This is a genomic window from Jatrophihabitans sp., from assembly GCF_051960575.1.
GTDB lineage: Bacteria > Actinomycetota > Actinomycetes > Mycobacteriales > Jatrophihabitantaceae > JBQCEE01.
Window position 1 is genome coordinate 1 of the sequence record NZ_JBQCEE010000074.1, and the last position, 10,013, is coordinate 10,013.

Below are 10,013 nucleotides of genomic sequence, written 5' to 3' on the forward strand. Positions count from 1 at the left end.
ACCTCGCCGTCGGACGCGCGACCCGTCACGCGTCCGATCATCGCACTCACGTCAGGACGCTGGTGAATCGCTCGTTGAGTTCCCGCCCGATGTAGAAGATGCCCTTGGCCAGCTCGTCGGCCGTCCAGGTGATGGTCGGGAAGTCGGGGAAGGTCATGTACCCACCGGCGAAGACCTCGTTGCGGTTCCCGGACGGGTCGAAGAAGTAGATCGTCGTGCCGCGGGTGATCCCGTGCCGCGTGGGCCCGACGTCGACGGAGACGTCGTCCATCGCGAACAGGTCGCCGGCGCGCAGGATCTCCGACCAGTCGGCCAGCTGGTAGGCGAAGTGGTGCAGCTTGCCGTTCGGCCCCTTGATGAACGCGATGTCGTGCGGGGTGTTCGAGCAGAACATCCACGAGCCGAGCAGGTCACCGTCCTCGCCCGGCTCGGTGACGACCCGTTCCGAGGCGCGGAAGTCGAGGACCTCGCTGAAGAACCGCTCCACGGCCACCGGGTCCTCGGCCGTGATCAGCGTGTGGTCGATGCGCGGTACACCGACACCGACGAGGTCGCGCGGCCACGCCTCCGGGTTGAGGACGCCGGTGGCGGTGCCGGTCTGCTCGACGTCGGCGTACAGCTCGACGACGTGGTCCGAGGGCAGCACCAGACGCACCCCGTCGCCGACCGCGAGGTTGTCGCCCTTGCTCATCCGCTCGGTCAGGACGCCGAACTGCTGCGCCCGCTTCTCGTAGTCCTCGAGGTCGGCGGACCGCTCGACCTTGTAGCCGAGCTTGACCAGCCCCACACCGCCCTCCTCGAGGACGACGGAGTGGTGGTCGTACTCGTCCCACGCCTTGAGGAAGACCTTGCCAGGCTCCTCGGCGACGACCTGCATGCCGAGGGTCTCGTGGTAGTGCTTGAGGGACTCGGCCAGATCGGTGACCCGGGTGTGGACGTAGCCCAGCCGCATGACGCTCATGACGATTGCTCCTTCGGTGGTCTGACTGATCTGACCAAGGTGGCCAGCAGCGGCGCGATGCAGCGCAGCTTGTCGTTGTCGGTGAGGCGGATGACCGCGTCGGTGCGCGGAACGGCGCGGCAGGTGAGGCAGAGGCCGCTGTCCTGCTCGGCCTCCGAGAGCACCTGGTCGCAGACGGTGTCGGGGTAGTCGACCTCGCCGGAGACCAGGACGACCTTGCAGATGCCGCACCCACCGCGCCGGCACCCGAACCGGTGGCTGTAGCCGGATCGGCTCAGCGCCTTGAGGATCGGTTCCCCGGCCTGGGTCTCGACCGCGACATCGGTGCCGGCGACGGTGAGGCGCGGCATCGGTCTAGACGCTGAACGAGAGGACGTGCTTGTGCCCGACGCCGATCGCCTCGAGCGAGGCGTCGTCGGAGGGCTCGATCGGGACGCCGTCCAGTTGCCAGGACGACGCGGCGCCGGGCCGGTAGTCCGGATCGGAGGACGCCCACGGCTCCACCAGCGCCGACACGAACTCGCCGAACGGCATCGCGGTCGGGGCGCGGAAGGTCGCCGCAGCGGCGAGGAAGCGGTTGCCCCGCCAGAGCACGTTCACGAGCTGGTCGTCGCCGTAGAGCTCCTTGCGCGAGCGCGAGGGGAAGTCGTACTCGCCGATCGCCTTGACGCCCACGTCAGCCACCCACCTTCGCCGTGTCGACACCCGCGCCGGCGTGCCAGTCCCGCCAGTTCTTGTGGTCCCTCGAGCCGACGTACTCGCCGCCGTCGCCGTCCTGCAGGCCGTACCAGGCCAGGACCTCCGGCACGGACGGGCCGCCGCAGTTGCCCTGGTAGATCTGGTGCACCGGCAGCCAGGCCTGCACGTACTTCTCCGGCTCGCGGTCGAAGATCCACTTGCACCCGTCGGAGCAGAAGTTGTAGTGCTCGCCCCGGTAGTCGCTGCTGCGCTGACAGATCGTCTCCGGGTCGCCGGGCTCGGTGAACAGCATCGGCACCTGGCAGGTCTGGCACAGCTGCGGCAGGCCCTGGAAGAAGAACCGCTTCCCGTCCTCGGCCATCCTCGCGGCCTTCTCCCAGTTCGAACGGAAGAACTTGTCGAAGGTCTCGGGGTACTGCGCGGACATCCAGTCGAGTTCCTCGGACGTCGGCGTGGTGGTAGTGAACGCCGCGGCGAACGAGAACTGGTACAGCGTCCAGGCGACCTGGTGCGAGAGGAGTTCCTTCTCGGCCCTGGCCTCCTCGACGTGCAGCGGCGGCCGGATGCCGTAGTAGGCGAGGTCGGGGAACAGGCCCTCGAGCATCTGCTTCTCGAAGTAGAGCTCGAAGGACTCCTTCCAGCTCATCACCTTCTTCGGCAGCATGTAGTCGAGCATCGCGGCCACCAACGACGTGAGCCGGTACCCGCGCCAGAACCACTTGTCGATCCAGCCCTGCACGATCGGCACGTTGGCCTCGTCCTGCTCGAGCAGGAACTTGATCGCCTCCAAGCCGAGGGTCATGTGCCGGCTCTCGTCGCTCTGGGCCGAGAAGCCGAAGGTCATCGACGGCAGGTCCCCGTTGAAGCTCGCACCCGACATGAACGGGACGAACAGCAGGTTGGTCAGCAGGTACTCGAAGGCGAAGCTGATCGAGATCAGGAACTCGAACGGGCCGGCCGACACGGCATCGTCGAAGAAGGACTTCGGCACCGAGAGGTACCAGACGCGGTCGAACTGCTCCGACCAGTTGTGCAGCCCGCTGTAGTACTTGTTGTAGTTCGACAGCGTGTGGATCTCGGTCTGGGTGTGCCGCAGTTCGTCGACCGACTGGCACAGCGCGGCGAAGCGCGGGCCGGGGCCGTTGAGGTGCCGGCCGAGGTAGGCGAAGTGCCGGTGCGCCGCGTACTCCAACGGGGTCACGCCCTGCAGGAAGATCTTCATCGCGTTGACGTAGCGGGCGTCCGACAGGGTCAGGTGTCCCTGCGACTGCGCGAAGCCCTCGAGGACGGCGTAGAGCCGCTTGTCCTTCTCGGCCTGGTACTTGTAGTAGGCGTCCACGGTGAGACGGAACGGGTCCTCCCACTTCGACCAGTCGTGGATCGTGATGCCCTCGAACGTGGTGTGCGGGAAGACCCGCTCCGGCTCGACGTAGCTCGGTTCCCACGCGAGGTCGCGGGTGAGCGCGGAGTACCGCGCCTTCATCGACATCTTGGCCATGGCAATAGCTCCCTCAGTGGTCCCAGCTGACGACGATGCGGTCGTCGTCCCAGTCGCGGATGTGGCCGATGTAGCTGACGATGGCGAGCTGGAACTCGTAGGTCTCCCACTCGCGTCCGAGGCGCGTCTCGACGCTCTCGCGGTTGATCACCAGCTCGCCCGGTGCGGTGATGGTGACGATGCCCGGCAGGTAACTCACCCGGGCCTGCGGGTTGTCCTGCTCGATCGCCGCGACGATCTGGCGGATGTCGTCGCCGGACTCCTGCACGTGGACGCCGACGTCCCGGACGGTCGCGGTCATGTGAGCACTCCTCGCTGCTGGATCGCCTGGCGGAACTGGGCAACGGCGGCTTCGGCGCGCGGCTGCCAGGTGGTGGTGGTGTCGTCGAGCACGGCCCGGTTGCGATCGGCGTGCTCCGGGTCGTCGCGCCAGGCGGCGGTCAGCGCGTCGAGCCACTTGCGGTTGTCCGTGTACCAGGTGGCCAGGTGCTGGACGAGCAGGCTGTATGCGCCGGCGCCGTCGAGCAGCGCCGCCTCGTCGAGCTCGCGGGTGATGAGCGGGAAGAGCAGCCGGTCGACCAGGTCCAGCGCGACCGTTGCCACCGCCCAGTCCGGCTCGACCAGCAGTTCCTCGACGTACCGGCGCAGGCCCTGCAGCCCGTCGTCGTCGAGCCACGCCTGCTTCGTCGGCGCGAGCGCCGCGTCGGTGTTCTCGCCGAGCGCGATGCCGATGCGGCTGATCAGCTGGGCGTTGCCGATGCGGTCGAAGGCCGCGAACGACAGGCACTGCTCGACCGTGGTGCCGTAGGCGAAGCGGGCTCCGTTGACGAGCAGCAGCTGCGCGCCGGACTCGTAGTAACGCAGCGGCAGCAACAGGTCCTGCACGACGGCGCGCCACCCTTCGGGCAGCCGCTGCAGCAGCGTGCGGTCGCCGACGTAGTCGAGCGACTTGCCGAACGCGTCGTGCAACGCGGCGCGGTGGGACACGTACGGCGTGTAGTAGTACTGCCGCGGGTCGGTGAACGCGTCCGGATCGCTCAGCCGCAGTTCGCTGTAGGTCTCGTCGTAGATCTCGTGCTGCGGGTCCCACAGCGGGCGGTAGTGGAAGTTCTCGCGCGGCTGGACGCCGATCGAGGCCTCCTCGTACCGGGTGGCCGGCCGGCCCCCGTAGCGCGCGATCAGCGGGGTGAAGGTGGGACGCTCAGGTTCGATGACCTGCTGGCGGAGTTCGTACTGCACCGTGGTGCCTCCTGGGGTCGATGGCGGGAACTCTGCGCGGTGACGCCGGTTACAGCGGGCCGCGTTCCGCGCTCGGGAACGGTTCTTCGAGCAGCTGCAGCAGCAGGGCCTCCACCTGCTCGGGGCTGTCCAGCGCGACGTCCTTGTCGTCGAGCCGGGCGACGGACGTGCCACCACCGAAGGTCGTCGAAACGAGCGCGCGGCGCTGCTTGTACCGCAGCTCGAAGGACAGCCGCCCGGCCACCAACTCGTCGCGCAGTTCGACGGCTCCGCCGAGCACGGCGTTGGCCTCGGAGACCAGTTGTTCGGCCAGCGCACGAGCCATCACCTGCTCGTCGGCGCCGACGACCGTGGGCATCGGCTCGCTCGGGCGGAGCTGCACCCGGTCGGCGCGCTCGCCGCCGGCGACCTCGACCACTTTCACCATGAACGGTGTCATGCCGGCGTACTGTTCACCGCCCGCAGCCCGTCACTTCCGGCCGTTCCGCCAAGCGGAACAACCCTGGGGGTCGCCTGCCGGGTGGGCGACGGTCGCGCTTACCGGACGGGCGTGCTCGGCGGGATCTCGCCCGACCCGCGCTCGATGAGGACCGTGTCGATCACGACCGCTTGCGGCAGGCTGTCGTCCCCGGCGATGCGGGCGTGCAGGCGCTCGGCGGCGAGCCGACCGATCTCGTAGGGCTGCTGTGCCACGACGGTGACGCCGGGGCGGAGCACGTCGGCCAGCAGGAAGTCGTCGAAGCCGACGAGCGCGGTGGTCGACTCCCGTCCGAGCTCGTACAGCGCGCGGACGGCGCCGATGGTGACGAGGTTCTGGCCGGTGAAGAGGGCCTCCGGCGGGTGCTCCCCGGTCAGCAACTCCAGGGTCGCGACCCGTGCCTCGTCGACCGAGTGCAGGCCGTGACGCACCCAGTGCGGCGTGATGGCGAGGCCCGCTCCGGCGAGCGCGTCGGTGTAGCCGGCGTACCGCTCTCGCGCGGTGGCGATCGACGAACGGTCGCCGAGGTAGGCGATCGACCGGTGGCCGTGAGCGATCAGATGCCGGACTCCCGCGGCGGCGCCGCCGCGGTTGTCGCTGACGACGCAGTCGGCGACCAGCGAGGCCGGGCGCCGGTAGATGAACACGATCGAGGTCCCGGCCTGCTGTTCCGTGACGAGGTGTCGGTAGTCGTCGCCTGCGGGCGCCAGCAGGACGCCGTCGACGCGCCGGTCGATCATCGCGCGCAGCAGGTCGTACTCGCGATCGCGGTCCTCGTCGAGGCTTCCGGCGAGCACGAACAGTCCGTGTCGGCGGGCCACGTCCTCCACGGCGCGGTGGACGGCGGCCGAGAACGGATTGCCGACGTTCTCGACGAGCAGCCCGATGGTGTGCGTCCGGCCGTCCCCGCGTCGCAGGTTGGACGCGGTGAGGTTCGGCCGGTAGCCCAGCTTGTCCGCCGCGGCGCGCACGCGTTCGACGAGGTCCGGCGCCACGGTCGGCACGTCGTTGACCACGCGGGAGACCGTCTTGAGCCCGACACCGGCGAGCGCCTCCACGTCGCGCATCGTCGGCCGGTCACGGCGGTCAGGAACTGAGGACACGATTCACCGCCGTCCCGGGACACCGGTGTCCGCCATCCCCCAGGACGATGGCTCCGGTCATGGGCGGCGACGCCACACTCGTCGGGAACAGCAGCACCAGAGCATTCTGCTCCGGCGCGGTGGCGCGCTCGTGCGGGGTGTCACCGATCCGCCCTGGCGACTAGGCCAGCTTGACCGTGGCGACCCGGTCGTCGGGCGTCAGCGTGGCGGCGCCCGTCATGATCGCGACGGCTTCCGAGGGGGTGTGCGACTTCGGCGTGATGACGCCGGCGCCTCGGCCGAGGCGCTGGATGTGGATGCGGTCCGCCACTTCGAACACGTTGGGCATGTTGTGGCTGATCAAGATGACGCCGAGGCCACGGGAACGAAGGTCGCGCACCAGCCGGAGCACCTGGGCGGTCTCGCGGACGCCGAGCGCGGCGGTGGGTTCGTCGAGGATGACCACCTTCCCGCCGAAGGCGGCCGCGCGGGCCACGGCGACCGCCTGGCGCTGGCCGCCCGACAGCGTCTCGACGGCCTGGTTGATGTTCTGCAGGGTGCTGATCCCCAGCTCGTCGATGTGCCGCTTCGATTCGCGTTTCATACCGCCGGTGTCGAGCATGCGGAGCACCGACCCGAGCACGCCCGGGCGGCGCCGCTCGCGGGCCAGGAACAGGTTGCTGGCGATGTCCAGCGCGGGCGCGACGGCGAGGGTCTGGTACACCGTCTCGATCCCGGCCGCGCGCGCCTCCTGCGTGCTGCGGAAGCTCACCGGGCGGCCGTCGACCAGTATCTCGCCGGCGTCGGGTTGCATCGCTCCGGACAGACACTTGATCAGCGTCGACTTCCCGGCGCCGTTGTCGCCGATGACGGCGAGCACCTCCCCCGGGTAGAGCTGCAGATCGACGCCGGCCAGGCCGACCACGTGACCGAAGGTCTTGACGAGGCCGTGCGCCTCGAGCACCGGTGAGGTCATGACTTCACGCTCCGGATCCATTGGTCGATGGCGACGGCGGCGATGACAAGCACGCCGACGGCGAAGACCTGGTAGTTCTGATTCACCCCGGCGATCGCCAGCCCGTTCTCGAACACCTGCACGATCACGGCTCCGATCAAGGACCCGACGATGACACCGCGGCCACCGAACAGGCTCGTCCCGCCGATCACCACGGCGGTGATGCTCTCGAGGTTGGCGTTCAACCCACCGTTCGGGTCGACGCCGTTGATGCGGCCGATGTAGATCCAGGCCGCGATCCCGAACACTGCACCGGCCACGATGTACGCGCTCAACAGCACGCGGTTGGTGCGGATGCCGGCCAGCCGGGACGCCTCGGGGTCGTCACCGACGGCATAGAGATGCCGACCCCAGGCGGTCTGCCGCAGCACGAACGAGAAGCCGACGTAGAGCAGCAGCATGAACACGACGCCCCAGGTGAGGGTGAGGCTGCCGAGGTTGAAGGTCTTCCCGGTCGCGGTCAGGAACCCGTCGGGCGGCGAGCCGCATGACCACGCCGCTACAGCTACCCGCCGCCGGCGTCGACGCACTCCTGCGTGACGTCCGCCAACACGGCGCCCAAGGGGTCGAAACAGGCGCACTTCTCCTCGCATCAATCGGCGACACGCGAGTCACCTCGGTCGCCCTCATCGGGACCGCAGGCGTCATTCGTGGACCGGGGCGGTTCGTCCTCACCATGCCGGTCATTGACCAGCTGTTCACACACGCCGAAGCTCGCGGCTTGCAGGCCGTCGCGCACCTCCACTCGCACCAGCATCACGCCTTCCTGTCGGCGATCGACCGCGTCGGCACGATCCGCGTGCCCGGCTTCATCGCCAGCGTCATCCCCTCCTTCGCCGCCCCGCCCCTGGACCCCGCCGACTGGGGCTAGTGGGTCTACCGCAACGGCGACTGGCATGACCACGTGCCCGCACAGGTGATCCAAGCAGCGCCCATGGACTTGATCACCGTCGACGCGGACGGCGTCCAATGACCACCGACTACAGCCGCCCGTTGCGCCTCGCCGGCGTATCCGCGAACACGGACCCGGCCGCTGTGCGTGATGCCGTCGAGAACGCGGCCGTTCTCGTGTCGATTGATCGGACTACACCACAGGCCGAGCTCACCTCAGAGGTGTTGCTCGCCAATCTGCGCCGCTTGCCCCTCAAGCTCTATCTCGACGCGACCAGCGCATTCGCTCCGCCGCAGGACGCCATTGAGCGGATCGTGCGACGCCTCCAGGAGATCGATCCAGACCGACCGTTACAGGCCGGTCCAGCGCCGAAACGAGCCCTGCATATCGCCGTCGGAACCGCGTTTCCGACCGCGGACATCTCCGCCGTGGCCGACGGACACGGTGTCCGGCTACGCCGACGAGGTCACGCCTTCCCCGAAAGCACGGCGCCTGCGACAGGTCTCGGCGCGATCCTCGCAGCCGCCGTTCTGACTGCCGAGGCGTTCAAAACCATCGTCCCGATCACGCCGAACCGCCGCCGCCTCCTCGACCGGGTCGACTTCTGCCCCGTAACTCTCACCGAACCGGAAGCGGCTGCAGTCCCCGTACCCGTCCTGCACCGGACAGCTCTGGTGGGGGCGGGCGCGATCGGCACGGCGATCGGCCTGATCCTGCGGGCTCTCGGCGCGCGCGGAGGCATGACCGTCGTCGACCCCGAGACCTTCGACGAGCCGAACGTGTCCACCTACAGCCTCGGCGGCAGAGCCGACGCCGCGCAGCGGATCGATAAGGTCAACCTGCTCGAGCGCGAACTTCCGCAGCTCGAGATCCGGCCGCTGAAGGGCACCGCCCGCGACCTCATCCTGGCCATCGACAACGGCGACGAAGAGATGCCCGACATCGTGTTCGGCGCCGTCGACTCAGTCGATGCCCGACACGAGATTGCGAGCCTGCACGCCGACCTCACCCTCGACGGCAGCACGGGCGGGGCAACCGGAACAAGCGTCGGCCTGGCCGAGGCCACTGCCGACGGCCCGTGCCTCCGCTGTTACTACCCCAACCTCTCAACCACTGCCAGCGTTGAGCGCAAGCTTGCAGACCACACCGGCCTGCCGATCGCGCGCGTCGCCGCTGGCGACCTCCTCACCGAGGAGGACATAGCGCCACTGTCCGCCGATCAGCAGGATCTGCTTGCCCCCTACCTACGAACGCCGATCTGCGGACTCGCCCGCTCGCTCGGTCTCACCGGTTCCGAGTCGGAGTACGACCCCTCCGCCGCGTTCGTCGCACAGCAAGCCGCCGCCCTCGTCGTCGGTGCGTGGCTGCGGCGCACGAACGGCGCCCAGGGCGAGCTGCGCGACGTCGAATACGACGCCCTCTTCGGACCGGTCGACGGCATGATCCATTCACGTCGCCCCCAACCGGGATGCCGGTGCCAACACGACGCCCATCTCATCTCGAGAGTCCGCGCGGAGCGCCAACGATGAGAGCCAAATGCCCGCGCCCTGACAAGGTCGCGTACAAGACCGAGGCAGAAGCGCTGCCACACCAAATCGGCTCTTCCCAGATGACGGTGTAGGTCGGCCGGGCGCGTCGGTCCGCAGATAGACGTCGAGGTCTCCCGACGACGGAGGTTCCTACGCCATCCATCCGAAAGACCTCGACGTGTCCGACGCTACCCCGCCGGCGGGCTTCGGCCGCCCTGACCTGACCGCCTTCGCGTCTTAGCCCAATCGACTCTGATCGAGTCTGCTGATCCTCTCGACGAGAACGCAGCGACATCACAGCCACCCAACCCCGACCGTCCGGGAAGCCGGGGCACGTCGCATGGCCTGTGCTGCGGGCGTGTCGAGTGGGTCGTCCAGGGGCGACGCAGGAGCGTCGACGCGACGTGCTGAGAGGTGGTTCTAAGGCATGGCGATAGGTCAGGAACGGCGTCGCTCCCTGCGCAGGAGGGAGCGCAGAGTCTCGGCGTTCGCGTACCCGACCCGTAGCGCGATCTCGGCGGAGGTGAGGTCCGTGGTTGCTGAGAGGTGCCGAGCTCGTTCGATGCGAAGCCGTTGGACGAAGCCGAGCGGAGTGAGGTTGAGCGCCGCACGGACTCGTC

At 68.6% G+C, this 10,013-nt stretch carries 12 protein-coding genes and 1 pseudogene; 2 read left to right on the top strand and 11 right to left on the bottom strand.

The window, feature by feature from the left end:
* Positions 1-46: 46 nt before the first annotated feature.
* The 10 genes and pseudogenes from ACTHMS_RS03600 to ACTHMS_RS03645 all read right to left on the bottom strand — a co-directional run.
* On the bottom strand, positions 47-961 hold the full coding sequence (locus ACTHMS_RS03600) for a catechol 2,3-dioxygenase (protein ID WP_440305304.1): 915 nt from the start codon (positions 959-961) through the stop codon (positions 47-49).
* Complete coding sequence (locus ACTHMS_RS03605; RefSeq protein WP_440305305.1) at positions 958-1,311, bottom strand: 2Fe-2S iron-sulfur cluster-binding protein; 354 nt, start codon at positions 1,309-1,311, stop codon at positions 958-960. Before ACTHMS_RS03605 ends, ACTHMS_RS03600 begins: the two co-directional genes overlap by 4 nt.
* A gap of 4 nt (positions 1,312-1,315) precedes the next feature.
* Positions 1,316-1,645, bottom strand: a complete 330-nt coding sequence (locus ACTHMS_RS03610; protein WP_440305306.1) for a phenol hydroxylase subunit P4 — start codon at positions 1,643-1,645, stop codon at positions 1,316-1,318.
* Positions 1,638-3,158, bottom strand: a complete 1,521-nt coding sequence (locus ACTHMS_RS03615; RefSeq protein ID WP_440305307.1) for a YHS domain-containing protein — start codon at positions 3,156-3,158, stop codon at positions 1,638-1,640. Before ACTHMS_RS03615 ends, ACTHMS_RS03610 begins: the two co-directional genes overlap by 8 nt.
* A 13-nt stretch (positions 3,159-3,171) precedes the next feature.
* The gene (locus tag ACTHMS_RS03620; RefSeq protein ID WP_440305308.1) at positions 3,172-3,459 is read right to left on the bottom strand and encodes an MmoB/DmpM family protein; all 288 of its coding nucleotides are present in this window, start codon (positions 3,457-3,459) and stop codon (positions 3,172-3,174) included.
* The gene (locus ACTHMS_RS03625; protein WP_440305309.1) at positions 3,456-4,397 is read right to left on the bottom strand and encodes a phenol 2-monooxygenase; all 942 of its coding nucleotides are present in this window, start codon (positions 4,395-4,397) and stop codon (positions 3,456-3,458) included. The genes ACTHMS_RS03620 and ACTHMS_RS03625 overlap by 4 nt, the downstream gene beginning before the upstream one ends.
* A gap of 49 nt (positions 4,398-4,446) precedes the next feature.
* Positions 4,447-4,836, bottom strand: coding sequence for a hypothetical protein (locus tag ACTHMS_RS03630; protein ID WP_440305310.1), 390 nt, complete (start codon positions 4,834-4,836; stop codon positions 4,447-4,449).
* 98 nt (positions 4,837-4,934) lie between these two features.
* Complete coding sequence (locus tag ACTHMS_RS03635) at positions 4,935-5,942, bottom strand: LacI family DNA-binding transcriptional regulator (protein ID WP_440305311.1); 1,008 nt, start codon at positions 5,940-5,942, stop codon at positions 4,935-4,937.
* 196 nt (positions 5,943-6,138) lie between these two features.
* Positions 6,139-6,933 carry an ATP-binding cassette domain-containing protein gene (locus tag ACTHMS_RS03640; RefSeq protein WP_440305312.1) on the bottom strand — a complete coding sequence of 265 codons (795 nt, stop codon included), beginning with the start codon at positions 6,931-6,933 and terminating at the stop codon, positions 6,139-6,141.
* Positions 6,930-7,457: pseudogene (locus tag ACTHMS_RS03645) on the bottom strand (ABC transporter permease); the annotation flags it as partial. The gene ACTHMS_RS03640 and the pseudogene ACTHMS_RS03645, both read right to left, overlap by 4 nt.
* Before the next feature lie 236 nt (positions 7,458-7,693).
* Between ACTHMS_RS03645 and ACTHMS_RS03650 the strand changes: the two are divergent.
* Both ACTHMS_RS03650 and ACTHMS_RS03655 read left to right on the top strand, forming a co-directional pair.
* On the top strand, positions 7,694-7,843 hold the full coding sequence (locus tag ACTHMS_RS03650; RefSeq protein ID WP_440305313.1) for a hypothetical protein: 150 nt from the start codon (positions 7,694-7,696) through the stop codon (positions 7,841-7,843).
* Between the two features lie 98 nt (positions 7,844-7,941).
* On the top strand, positions 7,942-9,393 hold the full coding sequence (locus ACTHMS_RS03655) for a ThiF family adenylyltransferase (protein ID WP_440305314.1): 1,452 nt from the start codon (positions 7,942-7,944) through the stop codon (positions 9,391-9,393).
* A 438-nt stretch (positions 9,394-9,831) separates the two neighbouring features.
* On the opposite strand, the gene ACTHMS_RS03660 is transcribed toward ACTHMS_RS03655, so the two are convergent.
* The coding region (locus ACTHMS_RS03660; RefSeq protein WP_243597483.1) for a helix-turn-helix domain-containing protein at positions 9,832-10,013 on the bottom strand (182 nt) is incomplete at its 5' end.

What these genes read in the sequence shown, in the direction of transcription:
- ACTHMS_RS03600 (WP_440305304.1), bottom strand. Translation starts at nt 961, where the DNA reads ATGAGCGTCATGCGGCTGGGCTACGTCCACACCCGGGTCACCGATCTG.
- ACTHMS_RS03605 (WP_440305305.1), bottom strand. Translation starts at nt 1,311, where the DNA reads ATGCCGCGCCTCACCGTCGCCGGCACCGATGTCGCGGTCGAGACCCAG.
- ACTHMS_RS03615 (WP_440305307.1), bottom strand. Translation starts at nt 3,158, where the DNA reads ATGGCCAAGATGTCGATGAAGGCGCGGTACTCCGCGCTCACCCGCGAC.
- ACTHMS_RS03620 (WP_440305308.1), bottom strand. Translation starts at nt 3,459, where the DNA reads ATGACCGCGACCGTCCGGGACGTCGGCGTCCACGTGCAGGAGTCCGGC.
- ACTHMS_RS03630 (WP_440305310.1), bottom strand. Translation starts at nt 4,836, where the DNA reads ATGACACCGTTCATGGTGAAAGTGGTCGAGGTCGCCGGCGGCGAGCGC.
- ACTHMS_RS03635 (WP_440305311.1), bottom strand. Translation starts at nt 5,942, where the DNA reads ATGCGCGACGTGGAGGCGCTCGCCGGTGTCGGGCTCAAGACGGTCTCC.
- ACTHMS_RS03640 (WP_440305312.1), bottom strand. Translation starts at nt 6,933, where the DNA reads ATGACCTCACCGGTGCTCGAGGCGCACGGCCTCGTCAAGACCTTCGGT.
- ACTHMS_RS03655 (WP_440305314.1), top strand. Translation starts at nt 7,942, where the DNA reads ATGACCACCGACTACAGCCGCCCGTTGCGCCTCGCCGGCGTATCCGCG.